The organism is Sinomonas sp. ASV322, from assembly GCF_030908245.1.
Lineage (GTDB): Bacteria > Actinomycetota > Actinomycetes > Actinomycetales > Micrococcaceae > Sinomonas.
Genome location: NZ_JAVFJJ010000004.1, coordinates 213,298 through 231,820, shown reverse-complemented (window position 1 = coordinate 231,820; position 18,523 = coordinate 213,298). Strand labels below are relative to the sequence as shown.

Sequence of the window (18,523 nt, the reverse complement as noted above, 5' to 3'; positions counted from 1 at the left end):
TTCCCGCTAGGCCAGGCCGATGAGTGCGGGAAGCTCCCCGAGGCTCGCGATCTGCTCGCGCACCGCGTGAGCAGCTTCCTCGGGGACTTCTCGACCAGACCGATTGAGCCAGATGCCTCGGAGCCCCGCGCCGGCCGCGCCGACGACGTCGTGATGCGGGTTGTCGCCGACGTAGACGGTGCGCTCGGCCGCGGTGCCAAGCTGGCGCAGGCCCTCGCGGAAGATCGCGGGATCCGGCTTGGCGGCGTCGACCGCGTCGATCCCGACGAGCACGCGGATCCGCTCGAGCCCAGCGTGGTCCAGCTTGGCGCGCTGAAAGTCATGGACGTTGTTGCTCACGGCACCGTAGGCGACGCCCGCGGCGTCGAGTGCGTCCAGGAGGGGCACGACGTCGTCGAAGGCGCGAACGTAGCTCGGCTGCACGGCCTCGTAGGTGCGGAGCCATTCTGCCGCAGCTTCGCCGTCTGGAAACGCCGCCCCAACCCGTGCAAGGCCGCGTTCGGCGCGGAGCACGCGCTGCTCAGCGAATGAAATCTCCCCCGCGACGTACCGGTCGTAAATGTCCTCGGAATCGCGGCCGAAGACGTTGCAGAACTCGTCCCAGCCTTCGTCCGTGAGGGTCACGTAGCTCGCCGTGACTTCGCGAAGGGCACGCTGCATCGCGCCCTCGAGATCGACGAGGGTCTCGTCGATGTCGAGAAGCACGCCGGCGACGAGAGCCCCCACTGGCGCGTCAGCCACGGAACGCCTTGAGCCGCGCGAGCGACGAGTCCTTGCCGAGGATGACCATCGACTCGAAGAGCGGCGGCGAGATTCGCCGGCCCGAGATCGCCGTGCGCACGGGACCGAACGCGAGGCGCGGCTTGATCCCGAGCCCGTCGACGAGTGCGGTCCGCAGTGCGTCTTGGATCTTCTCGGCCGTCCACTCTCCGAGCGGCTCGAGGGCCGCGATGGCCGCGTCAGCGACTTCGGCGACGTTCTCCGGAAGGCCCTTCCGCGCGTCGTCCTCCACCTCGATCTCGGAGTCGGCGGCGAAGAGGAAGCCGATCATGTCCGGCGCCTCGCCGAGCAGCGTGATCCGCTCCTGGATGAGCGGGGCCGCCTCGGTGAGGATCTCCTCCTCGCGCGGGGTCAAAGTCTCCCCTACGACGCCCGCGGCGCGCAGGTACGGCACGAGGCGATCGCGGAAGTCCTCGGCGGCGAGGAGTCGGACGTGGGTGCCGTTGATGGCCTCGGCCTTCTTCTGGTCGAAGCGGGCCGGGTTGGGCAGCACGTCGGCGACGTCGAAGTTCTCCGTGAGCTGCTGGACCGTGAAGATGTCCTCGTCCGCCGAGAGCGACCAGCCGAGGAGCGCGAGGTAGTTGAGCAGGCCCTCCGGGATGAAGCCGCGGTCGCGGTGGTGGAAGAGGTTGGACTGCGGGTCGCGCTTCGAGAGCTTCTTGTTGCCCTCGCCGAGGACGTATGGGAGGTGGCCGAAGAGCGGCATGTAGGAGGCGACGCCGACGGCGTGGAGCGCGTGGTACAGCGCAACCTGGCGCGGCGTCGAGGAGAGCAGGTCCTCGCCGCGGAGCACGTGCGTGATGCCCATGAGCGCGTCGTCCACGGGGTTGACAAGCGTATACAGCGGCGAGCCGTCGGCCCGCACGACGACGAAGTCGGGGACGCTCCCGGCCTTGAAGCGGATCTCGCCGCGGATGAGGTCGTTGAACACGACGTCCTCCTCCGGCATGCGGAAGCGGAGCACGGGCTCGCGGCCCTCCGCCCGGAACGCGGCGATCTGCTCGGCCGTGAGGTCGCGGTCCGAGTTGTCATAGCCGAGCTTCGGGTCGCGGCCCGCGGCGCGGTGGCGCGCCTCGATCTCGGCAGGCGTCGAGTACGACTCGTAGAGGAAGCCGGCGTCCTTGAGCTTCGCGGCGACGTCCTTGAAGATGTCGAGGCGCTGCGACTGGCGGTATGGCTCGTGCGGGCCGCCGACGTCGATGCCCTCGTCCCACGTGAGCCCGAGCCACGTGAGCGCCTCGACGATCTGCTGGTAGCTCTCCTCTGTGTCGCGCTGCGCGTCCGTGTCCTCGATGCGGAACACGAACGTCCCGCCCGTGTGGCGCGCGTAGGCCCAGTTGAACAGGGCCGTGCGGATCAGACCGACGTGCGGGGTACCCGTCGGGGACGGGCAGAAGCGCACGCGGACGGGGGTGTCCGGGGTGACGGAAGGAATCTCGTCAGGAGCATCAAACAGCGCAGGTGCGGCGGAGGAAGTCATAGTGACCTCATTCTAAGGCGCGGCCACAGCCCGTTCCGCGTCGGCCGTGCCCGCGGGCAGCCGCTCCGCTACCGGCGCACGACGGGGTTGGACAGTGTGCCGATCCCCTCGATCTCGACCTCGACCCGGTCGCCCTCGCTCACAAGCCCGACGCCGGCCGGCGTCCCCGTCATGATGACGTCTCCGGGGAGAAGCGTGAAAGCCTGCGAGACCGCCGCGACGAGCTCACGCACCCCGAAGACCATGTCCGCCGTCGTGCCGTCCTGGACGACCACGTCGTTGAGCCGGGTCACGAGGGCAAGATCCTCGGGATCGAGTTCGGTCTCGATCCATGGGCCGAGCGGCTTCGACGTGTCGAATGACTTCGCCCGGGACCACTGGACGTCCGAGCGCTGCTTGTCCCGCGCTGTGAAGTCGTTGCCGACCGTGTAGCCAAAGATGACGTCGTCCGCCTTCTCGACCGGGACGTCCTTGCAGATGCGCCCAATGACGACGCACAGCTCGCCCTCGTAGGAGACCTCTTCCGTCCACTCAGGCAGGATGACCGGGTCTCCGGGGCCGACGACGGCGGTGTTGGCGACGAGGAACATCGCCGGCTCGGTCGGGACCTCGTTGCCCAGCTCCTTCGCGTGATCGACGTAGTTGCGCCCGATGCCGACGATCTTGCTGCGAGGGATGATCGGCGCGACGAGGCGAACGTCCTCCAAGCGATGCGTCTGGCCCGTCGGCGTGATCCCCTGGAAGAACGGATCCCCCTTGATCACCGCGATCTGCTCATTCCCAGGCTCCCCGTGGACTACGCCGTAGGCAGGGGCCGAATCGGGGGCAGCATCAGTGACAAATCGGGCGATACGCATGGCCCCCACCCTATCGCGGCGGGCGCTAGGGGCCTCAACGATCCTTGACCGAACCCCAAAGCCGCCGCAACACTTTCAGAACCCGACGTCGGCCCGGGTTCTTGCGGCCACGGGGGCACGAGAGGGGGATCATGGCTGGTCTGCGGAACGCGCTTGCCATCGCGGCGACGCTCGGCGCGGTTCTGACGACGACGGCGTGCGGCGGCTTGTCGTTGGCTGCGGCCGAGACGCCTCCCGCAGGGATAGAGGCGATCCTCGCGCATGCGGTCAATGACCGCATCCAGGCTTGCCTCGAGACCCCGACGGCACCGCCCACGCTGAGTCCGGACAGCACGACCGACCGGTTCAAGGCCAACTGGGTGCGGGTGGTCGCACACATTCAGCAGTCCAAGACGGGGTTCAAAGGCTTCGGATTCACCTATATCAAGGCGTCGTCGGAGGTCACCTTGAAGTCTTGGGCCTCGTCCGGGGATACGGCGCGGGCTCGCTTCACGGAGACGGGAACGATGTACCTGGCTTCCGCGGCAAACGGCCCGAGTGACGTCCCTACGAAGTACGTGGCGAAAGAGAGCGCGACGTTCACGCGGACCGATCACGGATGGGTCCTCGACACCCTGACCTCCGACGAAGGCGACCACGCCATGGCGTCCATGCCGATCGTGGACATCGCGGATTGACTCTCGTCTTACACGACCCCAAGAACACGGCGTATCCCGTGATCAACCTCGGTCATGAGGTGATCAGGGACGCGGCCCACTGGGCGCGGGTCCAAGTCCCCTCGGTCGATTGTTGCCACGGCCGTGACGTTCGCCACCGAGTCTTTCGGGAGGCCGGTGGTGGCGGCGGGAAGGAAGACGTTTCCGGGCATCGCGGCCAGCGCGGTGTTCGAGGTGAGGACGGCCACAATGGTCGTCGCGAGGCGACTCCGGTTGTATTCGTCGGCCTGGATGACGAGGACCGGCCGCCGCTTGGCCGGCGCGCTCCCAGACGGTTCGCCAAGATCGCACCAGTGCACATCGCCGCGGATCACCACTGCTCATCGGCCTCTTCGAGCAGACGGACACCCGCAGCCGCGGCGAACCGGGCTGACCCGTCGGTGTTCGCTTCGTCTACCGCGGCGTTGATCGCGGCGGTCAGATCCTCGGACTCCAGCTCAGAGGCGTAGCGTTCGGCAGCTGCAGAGTAGAACTGCGAACGGTTCATGCCATGTTTCCTTGCGACTCGTTCGGCGCGGTCGAACGTCTGGTCTGGAACGGAGATTGCGGTCTTCACCCCAAGAGTATAACCCGGTATGACGACACTGGCCTGGCTCACGCGAGAGGCGTCGGGAAGGCGAACGACGACGGCGCGTCACCCAGGCCGGGGACGCGCCGTCGTTCGTTGTGAAGACGTGCTACGCGAGCCGCGTGAGCCAGCCGTGCAGGTCCTCGACCGTTCCGGTCTGGATGCCGAGGAGCTGCTCGCGGATCGCCATCGCGACCGAATCGGAGCCGTGCGCCGGCGAGACGAGCGAGCCGCTGGCGGTCTTGAGCTCGCCGATGGGCGTGATGACCGCCGCCGTGCCGCACGCGAACACCTCGGAGAGCGTGCCGTCGGCGAGCGATTCGCGCCACTCGTCGATCGTGATCTTGCGCTCTTCGACCGCGAGGCCCCGATCCTGGGCGAGCTGGAGCACAGAGTCGCGCGTGACTCCGTGAAGGATGTTGCCGTTGAGCGCCGGCGTGACCAGGCGGCCGTCCGTGAACACGAAGAAGATGTTCATGCCGCCGAGCTCTTCGACAGCATTGTCGTTGGTCGGATCGAGGAAGAGCACCTGCTTGCACCCGTTCGCCTCGGCCTCGAGCTGGGCCGCGAGGGACGCCGCGTAGTTGCCGCCGCACTTGGCCTCTCCCGTACCGCCGTGGCCGGCGCGCGCGTAGTGCTCGGAGAGCCAGATCGAGACGGGCTTGAGCTCTCCGCCGAAGTAGTTGCCGGCCGGTGAGGCGATGACGCGATACGAGACCTCGCGCGCCGGCCGCACGCCGAGGAACGCCTCGGTCGCAATCATGAACGGGCGCAGGTACAGGGCCTCTCCATCGCCGCCCGGGACCCAGTCCTTGTCGACCGAGACGAGCTGGCGGAGCGACTCCACGAAGACCTCGGGCGGAAGCTCCGGGAGGGCGAGGCGCTGGGCCGAGCGGTTGATGCGATGGGCGTTGGCCTCCGGGCGGAACGTCCAGATCGAGCCATCCGCGTGGCGGTACGCCTTGAGCCCCTCGAAGATTTCCTGGCCGTAATGCAGAACCGCCGCCGCCGGATCGAGCGCGATCGGCCCGTAGGGCTCGATGCGGGCGTCGTGCCAACCGCCCTTGCCCTCGGCGTCGATCGACCAGTCGACGATCGCGGTGTGGTCCGTGAAGTAGTCGCCGAATCCCGGGTTCGCCAGGACGGCCGCACGCTCCTCAGCGCTCGTCGGGTTCTCCGTGAGCCGCTGGGTGAATTCAACGCCGACGGCGTTCTGAGTCATGGTTCCTCCACATCGTTCCGAGCCGGCGGGCGTCCCTGCCACTGCCGTCGGGCTGTCAGTGCCTTCAGCTTACGCCTCTCCCCCGACCGGCCGACCGGGCGGGGAGGGGCCTCAGAGGCGGGCTGCGATCGCGTCGCCGACCTGCGCCGTCGTGCGCTCTTCTCCCGGAACGCGCGCTTCGACGTCGGCCTTGACGGCGGCCTCGATGTTCGCCGCAGCTTCGCCTTGCCCGACGTGGTCGAGGAGGAGCGCCGCCGAGAGGATCGCGGCGGTCGGGTCAGCCTTCTGCTGGCCCGCAATGTCCGGCGCCGAGCCGTGGACGGGCTCGAACATCGACGGCGCCGTGCGGTCGATGTTGATGTTGCCCGAGGCTGCGAGGCCGATGCCGCCTGTGACGGCACCCGCGAGATCCGTGAGGATGTCGCCGAAGAGGTTGTCGGTCACGATGACGTCGAAGCGCGCGGGATCGGCCACGAGGAAGATCGTCGCGGCGTCGACGTGCAGGTAGTCGTGCTCGACCTCGGGGAATTCGGCTGCGACGGCTTCGACCGTGCGCTTCCAGAGGTGGCCCGCATACACGAGGACATTGTGCTTGTGGACGAGCGTGACCTTCTTGCGGAGACGCTGGGATGCGCGGCGGAAGGCGTCGCGGACCACGCGCTCGACGCCGTAGGCCGTGTTGACGGAGACCTCGGTGGCAATCTCGTGCGGCGTCCCGGCGCGCAGGGCACCGCCGTTGCCCACATAGGGACCCTCGGTCCCCTCGCGCACGACGACGAAGTCGATCTCGCCGGGGGCCGCGAGCGGGCTGCCGACGCCCGCGTAGAGGCGCGAAGGACGCAGGTTGACGCAGTGGTCGAGGGTGAAGCGGAGCTTGAGGAGCAGCTCGCGCTCAATGAGTCCCGACGGGATGCGCGTGTCGCCGGGGGCCGCACCGACCGCGCCGAACAGGATCGCGTCCCGGCCGCGGAGATCCTCGAGGACATCGTCGGGGAGCGTTTCCCCGGTCTCGAGCCAGTGCCGCGCGCCGAGGCTATAGTGCGTCTCCTTGATCTCGACATCCGCGCCGTCGAGCGCCTTGCGGAGAACCTTGAGCGCCTCGGCCGTCACTTCGGGGCCGATGCCGTCGCCGGGGATCACTGCGAGGTCAAGAGTCTGCGTCATGCGATAACCCTAACCACGGCATCCACATACTGGGCACCTAGTCTCGGCATTCGGACAGGCCTCCCGCCGAGATCGGCCCTCCTGACGCCGAGATCGGCCCCCCTGACGTCGAGATCGGGGGGCACCGCGCCGAGATCGGGGGGCACCACGCCGAGATCGGGGGGCACCGCGCCGAGATCGGGCTCGGGGGGCGGCCGTTCGTCCTCCACAGGCTGGCGCCGTGCCGTTGTTATCCACATACCCCCTCCACGGCGAGCGCTTGCACCCGGCAACACGTCAGACTCCAGGTCATGGACCTGAATCTCGACCCACGCGGCAGGCAACGAGTTGCCGCGATGGCCAGCCAGTCGTCGTCGCCCGTTCCGATGCTCACCTACCACGAGCTGCGGGCAGCCGGCCTGGATACTCCGACAATTCGAAACCTCATCGCAGCCGGGGACCTGACCCGCCGCGGGCGCGGCGTCTACCTTCCGTGGCTCTCCGAAAGGTCCGATCCGATGATCGTGCGGATCTTCGAGCACAACACGGCTTCCTCCGGCAGTGCTCACGTGTACACGCACACCTCGGCCGCCCTTATCTGGGGGCTGTCTGTATGGCGAGCCCGTCCGCTCGTCCATGTCGCGCATTCGAGCCGACGGGGGGACGCCGGACCAGCCGGGGACGTTGTGCGGCACAATCAACGGATTCCGGAGACGGAATTGCGCCTTGTCGACGGCCTTCGAGTGACGTCTCTCGAGCGAACGATCATTGATTGCGCACGGCTGCTGCCCTTCGAGCAGGCCGTCGTCATCGCGGACTCGGGACTCGCTCGAGGCGCACGTCCTGACCTATTGCGAGAGCTTGTAGCAGAGGGAAGGGCGACGCGCGGAATCCGCAACGTGCGCACAGCCCTGCAAGCCGCGGACGGGCGCGCGGAATCGCCGGCGGAAACCCGATTTCGGCTCCTATTGGACGAGTGGAATCTTCCCCAGCCCGAATTACAGGTCTGGATCCAGACTGCGGAAGGTCGCTACCGGGTCGACTTCGCTTGGTCCTCGCGGAGGATCGTCATCGAGGTTCACGGATACGCCAAGTACTTCGACTACGGTCCCATCGACACCAAAGTGGCCGAACAGCGGACCAGAGAGGCGGGACTCCTCACCTCGGGATGGCGGGTGCTGAATGTGTACTGGCCGGAGCTCGACAACGTCGGGGTGCTCCGGCGGAAGGTCTCCGACTTCATCAGGACGCCACATGCTGCGCTCGGCGTCTGATGGCCCCAGCTCGCCTTTACGGCCACTGACCCCGGCGTGGCCCGGCCCGACCTCGGCGGCGCCCGGCCCGACCTCGGCCGCAGCAGGCCTGACCTCGGCGTGGCCCGGCCCGACCTCGGCGTGGCCCGACCCGACCTCGGCGGGTCAGGACCCCGCCGGCTCCTCGTACTTCGGGAAGACGGGCGACGGCGCCGGCAGCTGGGTGCCGGGGGCGAGGCGGGCGCTGAGGGCGGCGAAGAGGCGCGCGTCCCCCTCGGCCTGACCGAGCGCGTCGAGCAGCTTCCCAGCCGAGTCAGGCATGACCGGCTGGACGAGAACCGAGACGATGCGCAGCACCTCGAGCGTCACGTACAGGACGGTCGCCATGCGTGCGGGGTCCGTCTTGCGCAGCACCCACGGCGCCTGGTCCGCGAAGTAGGCGTTCGTGTCCCCGAGTAGGCCCCAGATCGCCTCAAGGCCGCGGCTGAACTCCTGCTTCTCGAAGGCCGCCCGCGCGGCATCGAGGAGGCCGTCGGCGGCGTCGAGCAGCGCGATGTCCGCCGGCGCGAGCTCGCCCGGCTCCGGCACGACGCCGTCGAGGTTCTTCGCGACCATCGAAAGCGACCGCTGCGCGAGGTTGCCGAGGTTGTTCGCGAGGTCCGCGTTCATGCGGCCGACGATCGCGTCGTGGTTGTAGCTCCCGTCGGCCCCGAACGGCACCTCGCGGAGCAGGAAGTAGCGCACCTGGTCTAGGCCGTACTGGCTGATGAAGTCGCGGGGCGCCACGACATTCCCGAGCGACTTGGACATTTTGACGCCGTTGTTCTGGAGGAAGCCGTGGATCATGACGCGCTTGGGCAGGTCGAGCCCCGCGCTCATGAGGAACGCGGGCCAGAAGATGGCGTGGAAGCGCGAGATGTCCTTGCCGATGACGTGCACGTCAGCGGGCCAGAACCTGCGGAACGCCGCAGAGTCGACGTCGGGGAAGCCCACACCCGTGAGGTAGTTCGTGAGCGCGTCGACCCACACGTACATGACGTGGCCCGGCGCGTCGGGCACGGGGATGCCCCAGTCGAATGTGGTGCGCGAGATCGAGAGGTCCTCGAGGCCGCGCTTGACGAACGAGATGACCTCGTTGAATCGGTATTGCGGCGCTCCGAACTCCGGCTGCGATTCGTACAGCGCGATGAGCCTGTCCTGGTACGCGGAAAGCCTGAAGAAGTAGCTCTCCTCGGCCGTCCACGTGACCTCGGTGTCGGTCTCCTTCGTGTACCGCACGCCATCGCGGATCACCGTCTCGTCCTCGGTGTAGTACGCCTCGTCGCGCACTGAGTACCAGCCCTCGTACTTGTCGAGGTAGATGTCCCCGTTGGCCTCCATGCGCTTCCAGATGGCCTGCGCGGCGGCGTAGTGGTCGGCGTCGGTCGTGCGGATGAAGCGGTCGTAGCTCACGCCGAGCTCGGCGTGGGTCTGCTTGTAGATCTCGGCATTCCGGTCGACGAACTCCTGGGGAGTCACGCCTGCCTTCTGGGCGGACTGCGCGATCTTGAGGCCGTGCTCGTCCGTGCCGGTCATGAAGAAGACGTCGTAGCCGTCGAGGCGCTTGAAGCGCGCCATCGCGTCCGTCGCGATGTACTCGTACGCGTGGCCGATGTGCGGCTCGCCGTTCGGGTACGTGATGGCGGTCGTGATGTAGTACGGGGTCTTCTCAGCTGCGGACGTCACCCTAAGAAATTACCGGATCGCCGGGCGCGCGGCGAACGCGAGCGGCGCCGGCGCCCAGAAAAAGACGGACGACGGCGGGGCCTCACCGTGCCCGGGTAAACAACCCGTGGTGGGTCCCCGCCGTCGTCCGTCACTTCCGGGAGCGTGGGGTGAGTCGCCTCGGGTCAGTCCTCGAGGTCGATCTCGCGCACGGCCGTCGCGCCGATCTCGCTCTTGACGGTCTCGAGGACCGTGCTCGGGATCTTCGAGTCGACGGTGAGGAGGGCCATTGCCTCGCCTGCCTCCTCGGCGCGCGCGACCTGCATGCCGGCGATGTTGACGCCGTTCATGCCGAGAATGTGGCCGATCGTGCCGATGACGCCCGGCCGGTCCGTGTAGGTCATGACGACGAGGTGCTCGGAGATCGGGATCTCGAGGTCATAGCCGTTGATCCCCACGAGCTTCTGGACCTGCTTGGGGCCCGTGAGCGTGCCCGCAACGGAGACCTGGGAGCCGTCCGAGAGGAGACCGCGAATCGTGAGGACGTTGCGGTAGTCCTCCGCCTCCGACGTCGTGAGGAGGCGCACCGCGACCCCGCGCTGCTCGGCGAGCACGGGCGCGTTCACGTAGGAGACCTTCTCCGAGACGATGTCGGTGAAGACGCCCTTGAGCGCTGCGAGCTCGAGCGATTTGACGTCGAGGGCGGCGATCTCGCCCGCGACCTCGACGTCGATCTGCGTCACGGGCTCGTGGCTCAGGGCCGTGAAGATGCGGCCGAGCTTCTCGATGAGCGGGATGCCCGGGCGCACGTCCGGGGCGATGACGCCGCCGGCCACGTTGACGGCGTCCGGCACGAGCTCGCCCGCGAGGGCGAGGCGCACCGACTTCGCGACCGAGATGCCCGCCTTCTCCTGCGCCTCGTCCGTCGACGCGCCGAGGTGCGGCGTGACGACGACGTTCTGGTTGTCGAAGAACGGGAGGTTGGTGCTCGGCTCCTTCACGAACACGTCGATGCCCGCGCCGGCGATCTTGCCTGCCTCGAGCGCCTTCGTGAGCGCGTCCTCGTCGACGAGGCCGCCACGGGCCACGTTGACCACGTAGGCGGTGCTCTTCATCTTCTCGAAGGCATCCGCTCCGAGCATGCCGACCGTCTCGGGCGTCTTCGGCATGTGGATCGTGATGAAGTCGCTCTGCGCGAGCAGCTCGTCGAGCGTGACGAGCTTGACGCCGAGCTGAGCGGCACGGGCCGACGTGACGTACGGGTCGAACGCGAGGACGTTCATCTCGAACGCCTGCATGCGCGCCGCGACGAGCGCGCCGATCCGGCCGAGGCCGATCACGCCGAGGGTCTTGTCGAGGAGCTCCGTGCCCGCGTACTTCGAGCGCTTCCACTCGCCGCCCTTGAGCGACGCGTTGGCCGCCGGGATGTTGCGTGCGAGGCTCAGGATGTGGCCGCACGTGAGCTCGGCGGCCGACACGATGTTGGAGGTCGGCGCGTTGACGACCATGACGCCGGCCTGAGTCGCGGACTTGATGTCGACGTTGTCGAGGCCGACGCCCGCGCGGGCGATGACCTTGAGCTTCTTCGCCGCGGCGATCGCCTCGGCGTCGACCTTCGTCGCGGAGCGGACGAGGATCGCGTCGACGTCCGCGATCGCGGCCAGGAGCTGTGAGCGATCGGCGCCGTCGGCGTGGCGGATCTCGAAGTCGGGGCCGAGGGCCTCGACGGTGGCGGGGGAAAGTTCCTCGGCGAGGAGGACGACGGGCTTGTCGGTAGACACTGGCGGAGCCTCCGAGGGCTTGGGCGGGCGGGTTAGGCAGGGGTGAGAACAACTGGGTGAGAAAGCTGGTCGGGGCGCGATGTGGGCGGGGTCACATCACGGTCGGTGACAGCCGAAGCGGGGGGGGGGGGGGGCCCCCCCCCCCCGGGGGGGGGGGGGGGGGCGCGCGGGCGGGGGGGGTGGGGGGGGGCGGGCGGGGCCACCCCGCGGGGTGGTCCCCCCCCCCGGGGGGGGGGGGGCCCCCCCCCCCGCTTCGATAGTAGGTCAGCGGGCCGCGCTGCCTTCGGTGTAGTCGGCGTCCTGCTGCTTCCACGAGAAGTGGGAGCGCAGCGCCCGGCCGGTCGCCTCGATCGGGTGGCCGGCCTCCTTCTCGCGGAGCTCGAGGAACTCGACGGCGCCGTTGTCCTGGTCGTCGATGAAGCGCTTCGCGAACGCGCCGGACTGGATGTCCGCGAGGATCTCCTTCATCGACTCCTTGACAACCGGGGTCACGACGCGCGGGCCGGAGACGTAGTCGCCGTACTCCGCCGTGTCCGAGACGCTCCAGCGCTGCTTGGCGATGCCGCCCTCCCACATGAGGTCAACGATGAGCTTGAGCTCGTGGAGCACCTCGAAGTAGGCGATCTCGGGCTGGTAGCCAGCCTCGGTGAGGGTCTCGAAGCCCGCCTGGACGAGGTGCGAGACGCCGCCGCAGAGAACAGCCTGCTCGCCGAAGAGGTCGGTCTCGGTCTCCTCGGTGAACGTCGTCTTGATGACGCCGGCGCGCGTGCCGCCGATGGCCTTTGCGTAGGACTTCGCGAGGTCCCAGGCCTTGCCGGACGCGTCCTGCTCGACGGCGATGATGTCCGGGATTCCGCGGCCTGCGACGTACTCGCGACGCACGGTGTGGCCCGGGGCCTTCGGCGCGACAAGGATGACGTCAACGCCGGCCGGCGGCTGGATGTAGCCGAAGCGGATGTTGAAGCCGTGGCCGAAGACGAGGGCATCGCCTTCGTTGAGGGCCGGCGCGATGTCCTGGGCGTACAGGTGACGCTGGTTCTGGTCCGGCGCGAGGATGACGACGACGTCGGCCTCCTCCGCGGCGGCGCGCGGCGTCAGGACACGGAGGCCCTCCTCCTCGGCCTTCGGGCGGCTCTTCGAACCCTCGAGCAGGCCGACGCGGACGTCGACGCCCGAGTCGCGCAGGTTGAGCGCGTGCGCGTGGCCCTGGCTGCCGTAGCCGATCACGGCGACCTTGCGGCCCTGGATGAGCGAGAGGTCGGCGTCGTCGTCGTAGTAGAGCTCGGTCATTTGTTCTCCCTTGGATTTCTGTTGAGGTGTGGGAGCGGCGCCCCCCCCCCCCGCGGGCGGACGCCGCGGGAATCAGCTGGCTCGGAGCGCCCGGTCGCTCATCGACCGCGAACCGCGACCGATCGCGAGCGTGCCGGACTGGACGATCTCACGGACGCCGAAGGGCTCGAGCACGGTGAGGAGCGCTTCGAGCTTCTCGGTCGTGCCGGTGGCCTCGACGACGACCGCGTCGGTCGAGACGTCGACGATCGACGCGCGGAACAGCTCGACGGCCTGGGTCACCTGGATGCGGGTCGCGGCGTCCGCGCGGACCTTGACGAGGATGTGGTCGCGGCGGACCGAGTTCTCGGGAAGCAGCTCGACGATCTTGATGACGTTGATGAGCTTGTTGAGCTGCTTCGTCACCTGCTCGAGCAGATCCCCCTCAGCGTCGACGACGACCGTGATCCGGGAGATGCCCTCGACCTCGGTCGGACCGACGGCGAGCGAGTGGATGTTGAACGCGCGGCGGGCGAAGAGGCCCGCGACGCGCGTGAGCACGCCGGGCTTGTCTTCGACCAGCACGGACAGGGTGTGGCGGGCCATGCCTCAGTCCTCCTCTTCCCACACAGGCGTGGAATTGCGGGCCACCTGGATCAGATCATTGCTCACGCCGGACGGGACCATGGGCCAGACCATTGCGTTGGGGCTCACGACGAAGTCGATCACGACCGGCCGGTCGTTGATCTCGAGCGCCTTGGCGATGACCTCGTCGATCTCATCCTCGCGCTCCACGCGGAAGGAAGCACACCCGTACGCTTCGCCGAGCTTCACAAAGTCGGGCACGCGCACCGTTTCGGCACCCGTGTGCAGGTCCGTGTTCGAGTAGCGGCCGTCGTAGAAGAGCGTCTGCCACTGCCGCACCATGCCGAGCGACGAGTTGTTGATGACCGCGACCTTGATCGGGATCTTGTTGAGCGTGCACGTGGCAAGCTCCTGGTTCGTCATCTGGAAGCAGCCGTCCCCATCGATCGCCCACACGACGCGGTCGGGGTTGCCGACCTTGGCGCCCATCGCGGCCGGAACGGAGTAGCCCATCGTGCCGAGGCCGGCCGAGTTGAGCCACGCGCGCGGACGCTCATAGTCGATGAACTGCGCGGCCCACATCTGGTGCTGGCCCACGCCCGCGACGTACACGCCCTCGGGGCCCGTCAGTTCGCCGATCCGCTTGATGATCCTCTGCGGCGCGAGGAGACCATCCTCGGGCTCGGTCCACCCGAGCGGGTAGTCGTCCCGGAGCCGGCTGAGGAACGTCCACCACGCGTCGAGGTCCGGGCCGCCTTCCTTCTCCTGCAGCGCGCGGATCGCTTCCGTGAGCTCGGGGATGATCTCTTTGACCGAGCCGACGATCGGCACGTCGGCCGTGCGGTTCTTGGAGATCTCGGCGGGATCGATGTCCGCATGGATGACCTTTGCGGTCGGCGCGAACGAGCTCAGCACGCCCGTGACGCGGTCGTCGAAGCGCGCGCCGAGGGTGATGAGGAGGTCGGCCTGCTGGAGCGCGGTCACCGCCGAGACGGAACCGTGCATGCCGGGCATGCCGACGTGCTGGGGGTGCGAGTCCGGGAACGCACCGCGTGCGGTGAGCGTCGTGACGACGGGCGCGCCCGTCACCTCGGCGAGGGCGAGGAGCTCGGCCGATGCGTCGGCCTTGACCACGCCGCCGCCCACGTACAGCACGGGCTTGGACGAGGCCGCGATGAGCTTGGCCGCCTCACGGACCTGCTTGCTGTGGCCTCGGGTCACGGGGCGGTAGCCGGGAAGGTCGATCTTGGGCGGCCAGCTGAACGTCATCTTGCCCTGCTGCGCGTCCTTCGTCACGTCCACGAGGACGGGGCCGGGGCGGCCGGTCGAGGCGAGGTGGAAGGCCTCGGCAAGGGTGCGCGGGATGTCTTCCGCGCGCGTCACGAGGAACGAGTGCTTCGTGATCGGCATCGTGATGCCGACGATGTCCGCTTCCTGGAACGCGTCGGTGCCGATGACGCTGCTCGCGACCTGGCCGGTGATTGCAACGAGGGGAACGGAGTCCATGTGCGCGTCGGCGATCGCGGTCACCAGGTTGGTGGCGCCCGGACCCGACGTCGCAATGCAGACCCCGACACGTCCCGTGACCATCGCGTACCCTTGGGCAGCGTGGCCGGCGCCCTGCTCGTGGCGCACCAGGACGTGGTTGATCTTCGAAGCCATCAGAGGGTCGTAGGTCGGCAGGATCGCGCCGCCCGGAAGACCAAAGACATCGTCCACGCCAAGTTCCTCGAGCGAGCGGACGATTGCTTCAGATCCAGTCATCTCTGTGGGCTCAACAACACGGTTGGGCCCCAGGACGGCAGAGGCAGAGTCGACGGTGTCGACGGAATCCGCGGCCTTGGCCGCAGACGGCTTCGAAGCCATCAGCGATGGGCTGATCGGCGTTCCTTTGCTCATCAGTCTCTTCCTTAGGATCTTCGTGGCGAAGGAGCTGTGCCCAGCTCAAATAAAAACAACCCCTCAGCCTTTCGGCTCTCCGAGGGGTTGCGCGTGACAGAACGTTGCCAGTCGGGCTTCAGTAAGCCACGCGCTCGGCAAGGACGACGACATTGAGCACCATGTCGATCGAAACGGTCTGCATGCCCACAGTCTTCACAATGGCCCGCGAGAGTGTCAATCCGCCGACTCGTCGTCTCAATATTCGGACAAGCTTCCACCACGTGAGACTGTGCCAGCGGCGGGGCCCTCGGCCCCGCCGCCGGACTCTTCCCGGGCGTCAGCTCAGGACGGCACCCTCACTCGCCGAGTGGACGAGCTTCGCGTACTTGGCCAGGACGCCCTTCGTGAACTGGGCAGGGATCGGCGCCCAGCCCTCGCGGCGCGAGGCGAGCTCGGCGTCGTCGACAAGGAGCTCGAGCGTGCGGTTCGGGATGTCCACGCGGATGCGGTCGCCGTCGCGCACGAAGGCGATGGGGCCGCCGTCGACCGCTTCGGGGGCGACGTGCCCGATGCACAGGCCCGTCGTGCCGCCCGAGAAGCGGCCGTCCGTGAGCAGGAGGACATCCTTGCCAAGGCCCGCACCCTTGATTGCTCCCGTGATGGCGAGCATCTCGCGCATGCCGGGCCCGCCCTTGGGGCCCTCATAGCGGATGACGACGACGTCGCCCGCCTTGATCTTGCCGTTGTCCAGCGCGTCGAGCGCGCCCTGCTCGCGCTCGAACACGCGGGCGCTGCCTTCGAAGACCTCGGCGTCGAAGCCCGCCGTCTTGACGACCGCGCCCTCGGGAGCGAGCGAGCCGTTGAGGATGGAGACGCCGCCCGTCTTGTGGATCGGGTTGTCCAGCGCGCGGACGATCTTGCCGTCGAGGTCCGGCGGCGCGATCTCGGAGAGGTTCTCGGTGACCGTCTTACCGGTCACCGTGAGCGCGTCGCCGTGCAGGAGGCCCGCGTCGAGGAGCGCGCGCATGACGACGGGGACGCCGCCGACGCGGTCGAGGTCGTTCATGACGTAGCGGCCGAACGGCTTGAGGTCGCCGAGGTGCGGGACCTTGTCACCGATGCGGTTGAAGTCCTCGAGCTCGAGCTCGACCTCGGCCTCGCGCGCGATGGCGAGGAGGTGCAGGACGGCGTTCGTCGAGCCGCCGAATGCCATGACGACGGCGATCGCGTTCTCGAACGCCTCGCGCGTCAGGATGTCGCGCGCGGTGATGCCCTGGCGGAGGAGGTTCACCACGGCCTCGCCCGAGCGGTGCGCGAACATGTCGCGGCGGCGGTCCGCCGAGGGCGGGGCGGCGGAGCCGGGGAGGGACATGCCGAGGGCCTCAGCGGCGCTCGCCATCGTGTTGGCGGTGTACATGCCGCCGCACGCACCCTCGCCTGGGCAGATCGCGCGCTCGATGCGATCAAGGTCGCCCTTCGACATCTTTCCGGCCGCACACGCGCCGACCGCCTCGAAGGCGTCGATGAGCGTGACGTCCTTCTCCGTGCCGTCCTCGAGCTTGACCCAGCCCGGCATGATCGAGCCCGCGTAGAGGAACACGCTCGAGACGTCGAGCCGCGCGGCCGCCATGAGCATGCCCGGCAAGGACTTGTCGCAGCCCGCGAGGAGCACCTGGCCGTCGATCCGCTCGGCCTGCATGACCGTCTCGACCGAGTCCGCGATGATCTCGCGCGAGACAAGCGAGAAGTGCATGCCCTGGTGGCCCATCGAGATGCCGTCGGAGACCGAGATCGTGCCGAACTGCATGGGGAAGCCGCCGGCTGCGTGGACGCCTTCCTTGGCGGCCTTCGCGAGACGGTCCAGCGAAAGATTGCACGGAGTGATCTCGTTCCACGAGCTCGCGATGCCGATCTGCGGCTTGGCGAAGTCATCATCGCCGAAGCCGACGGCGCGCAGCATGCCGCGCGCGGGGGCGGCGTGGATGCCATCCGTGACGACTCGGCTTCGCGGCTTGATATCGACGCCCTCGCGGGGCGCGGTGGAGGTCTGGCTCTGCTCGGTCATGGGCAAAGTCTATGACCGCGGTGGGGCCCGCCCCGTCGCCCGACGACGCGTCGGCGCCAAATATCGGCATTGTGTCGCCCACATCACGGACAGATGTCCACATCGCGGACACGTAGACTGAATCCGCGGCGAAAGGAGCAAGCGTGAGCAGCCAGCACCCGCCCCCGGTCAGTGGCCGAAGCACTGGGGCGTCGGACGCAGCCCTCAAAGCGGCGCTGCACCGGCTCTTCGATGGACAGATCCCGAACTACGCGTCGTACAACCTCATCTGCGCTGCCGAAGCAGGCGGCACCGTCGACGCCGAACCCGGATCGATTCCCGGTCCGCCGATTCCGCTCGGCTTGGTGCTGGGGTACCGGCGGCAGCCCGCCGAGCTCGTCATCGCACCGTTCGACCGGCGCACCCTCACCCCGATCGGGCGCCCCTCGACGATCGATCTGACCAACCTCGCGTACGCCGAAGAGGCCACGCTGGGCGCCTTCGACATTGGGACGAACATGGGCCGCATCTTCTGCTTCACCGTGCGGAGCAGCTGCGCGCTCGACCGTCCAGACGTGCCCGCACCGAGGACGATCGAACAGCACGACGACGCCGAAGACTTCGCCGAGTTCATGCGGGGCCTCACGGCGCTCTGAGGTGGCCACCGCCGCGTGGCCACTGGACACGTACGACGCGGGATCCTTCAATGGTCGAAAGGCATCACGCACTACAGGGACGGGGTGCCGCGGACCGAATGGGGGTCGCCATGGACTGGCTTCCGATCGTCATCTCCTCCCTGGCCCTCGCGGCCGTCGCAGCGTGGACCATCTTCCACAAGGACGCATCGCTCGCGGGCACTGGGCGCCACCGTTCGCGGCCGGGCGGAACTGTGTAGCCCATCCCGGAATTCGCAGCACGACAGCGCGGGGCAACGGCCCCTGAGCGCGCGTGCAGGCCGTTGAGTTGACACGTAAAACGGAGTAGTCTCGCGCCACTGTTGGCCGTGACATTGGGGGCCCTTGTGACACTTCGATCGGCATTGCGCACGCTTGCGGCCGCCGCCCTGATTCTTTCTCTATCCGGCTGCGGCGGGACCGCCCTAGCTCCGTCTCCGACGACCTCGGCGGTTCACACTTCGGCGGCACCGGCCCTCGCGAGCCCTTCGCCACCCCGCGCGACGCCGACAGCCACGCCTTCGCCTACAAGCGCAAGTCCCGTCGCTGCACCGAGTTCGGCTCCT

General features: G+C 68.2%; 17 protein-coding genes. 4 read left to right on the top strand and 13 right to left on the bottom strand.

From position 1 onward, the window contains the following. Positions 1–6 precede the first annotated feature (6 nt). From RBS12_RS07825 to RBS12_RS07815, 3 genes are all read right to left on the bottom strand, one after another. On the bottom strand, positions 7–741 hold the full coding sequence (locus RBS12_RS07825) for an HAD family hydrolase (RefSeq protein WP_307965515.1): 735 nt from the start codon (positions 739–741) through the stop codon (positions 7–9). Then, complete coding sequence (gene gltX, locus RBS12_RS07820; protein ID WP_307965514.1) at positions 734–2,260, bottom strand: glutamate--tRNA ligase; 1,527 nt, start codon at positions 2,258–2,260, stop codon at positions 734–736. Before gltX ends, RBS12_RS07825 begins: the two co-directional genes overlap by 8 nt. 68 nt (positions 2,261–2,328) lie before the next feature. After that, on the bottom strand, positions 2,329–3,117 hold the full coding sequence (locus RBS12_RS07815; protein ID WP_307965513.1) for a fumarylacetoacetate hydrolase family protein: 789 nt from the start codon (positions 3,115–3,117) through the stop codon (positions 2,329–2,331). A gap of 131 nt (positions 3,118–3,248) precedes the next feature. On the opposite strand from RBS12_RS07815, the gene RBS12_RS07810 reads away from it, so the two are divergent. Next, complete coding sequence (locus RBS12_RS07810) at positions 3,249–3,794, top strand: hypothetical protein (RefSeq protein ID WP_307965512.1); 546 nt, start codon at positions 3,249–3,251, stop codon at positions 3,792–3,794. 8 nt (positions 3,795–3,802) lie between these two features. Here the strand turns inward: RBS12_RS07810 and RBS12_RS07805 are convergent, their stop codons facing one another. The 4 genes from RBS12_RS07805 to RBS12_RS07790 all read right to left on the bottom strand — a co-directional run bounded on the left by RBS12_RS07805 (position 3,803) and on the right by RBS12_RS07790 (position 6,787). After that, positions 3,803–4,147 (bottom strand): type II toxin-antitoxin system PemK/MazF family toxin, encoded by a 345-nt coding sequence (locus RBS12_RS07805; RefSeq protein ID WP_307965511.1) that lies wholly within the window; start codon positions 4,145–4,147, stop codon positions 3,803–3,805. Beyond that, positions 4,144–4,389, bottom strand: a complete 246-nt coding sequence (locus RBS12_RS07800) for a CopG family transcriptional regulator (protein ID WP_307965510.1) — start codon at positions 4,387–4,389, stop codon at positions 4,144–4,146. The genes RBS12_RS07805 and RBS12_RS07800 overlap by 4 nt, the downstream gene beginning before the upstream one ends. Positions 4,390–4,510: 121 nt before the next feature. After that, positions 4,511–5,623 carry a branched-chain amino acid aminotransferase gene (locus tag RBS12_RS07795; protein WP_307965509.1) on the bottom strand — a complete coding sequence of 371 codons (1,113 nt, stop codon included), beginning with the start codon at positions 5,621–5,623 and terminating at the stop codon, positions 4,511–4,513. A 111-nt stretch (positions 5,624–5,734) separates the two neighbouring features. Further along, complete coding sequence (locus RBS12_RS07790; protein WP_307965508.1) at positions 5,735–6,787, bottom strand: 3-isopropylmalate dehydrogenase; 1,053 nt, start codon at positions 6,785–6,787, stop codon at positions 5,735–5,737. A 290-nt stretch (positions 6,788–7,077) separates the two neighbouring features. Between RBS12_RS07790 and RBS12_RS07785 the strand changes: the two genes are divergently transcribed. After that, positions 7,078–8,040 carry a type IV toxin-antitoxin system AbiEi family antitoxin domain-containing protein gene (locus tag RBS12_RS07785; protein ID WP_307965507.1) on the top strand — a complete coding sequence of 321 codons (963 nt, stop codon included), beginning with the start codon at positions 7,078–7,080 and terminating at the stop codon, positions 8,038–8,040. Positions 8,041–8,184: 144 nt separating this feature from the next. Here RBS12_RS07785 and metG read toward each other — a convergent pair whose 3' ends face one another. The 6 genes from metG to ilvD all read right to left on the bottom strand — a co-directional run bounded on the left by metG (position 8,185) and on the right by ilvD (position 17,304). After that, entirely contained in the window at positions 8,185–9,744 is a 1,560-nt protein-coding gene (metG, locus tag RBS12_RS07780; RefSeq protein ID WP_307965506.1) for a methionine--tRNA ligase, read from the bottom strand. 164 nt (positions 9,745–9,908) lie between these two features. Next, complete coding sequence (serA, locus tag RBS12_RS07775; protein WP_307965505.1) at positions 9,909–11,504, bottom strand: phosphoglycerate dehydrogenase; 1,596 nt, start codon at positions 11,502–11,504, stop codon at positions 9,909–9,911. A 264-nt stretch (positions 11,505–11,768) separates the two neighbouring features. Next, entirely contained in the window at positions 11,769–12,794 is a 1,026-nt protein-coding gene (gene ilvC, locus RBS12_RS07770) for a ketol-acid reductoisomerase (protein WP_307965504.1), read from the bottom strand. Between the two features lie 72 nt (positions 12,795–12,866). Beyond that, on the bottom strand, positions 12,867–13,379 hold the full coding sequence (gene ilvN, locus RBS12_RS07765; RefSeq protein ID WP_307965503.1) for an acetolactate synthase small subunit: 513 nt from the start codon (positions 13,377–13,379) through the stop codon (positions 12,867–12,869). A 3-nt stretch (positions 13,380–13,382) separates the two neighbouring features. After that, positions 13,383–15,257: an acetolactate synthase large subunit gene (locus RBS12_RS07760; protein ID WP_307965502.1), complete on the bottom strand. Its 1,875-nt coding sequence runs from the start codon at positions 15,255–15,257 to the stop codon at positions 13,383–13,385. Between the two features lie 319 nt (positions 15,258–15,576). Beyond that, positions 15,577–17,304: a dihydroxy-acid dehydratase gene (ilvD, locus tag RBS12_RS07755; RefSeq protein ID WP_307965501.1), complete on the bottom strand. Its 1,728-nt coding sequence runs from the start codon at positions 17,302–17,304 to the stop codon at positions 15,577–15,579. 143 nt (positions 17,305–17,447) lie between these two features. Here ilvD and RBS12_RS07750 point away from each other — a divergent pair, with 143 nt between their 5' ends. Next, positions 17,448–17,939 (top strand): hypothetical protein, encoded by a 492-nt coding sequence (locus tag RBS12_RS07750; protein WP_307965500.1) that lies wholly within the window; start codon positions 17,448–17,450, stop codon positions 17,937–17,939. A 110-nt stretch (positions 17,940–18,049) separates the two neighbouring features. After that, complete coding sequence (locus RBS12_RS07745; RefSeq protein ID WP_307965499.1) at positions 18,050–18,178, top strand: hypothetical protein; 129 nt, start codon at positions 18,050–18,052, stop codon at positions 18,176–18,178. Positions 18,179–18,523: the final 345 nt, after the last annotated feature.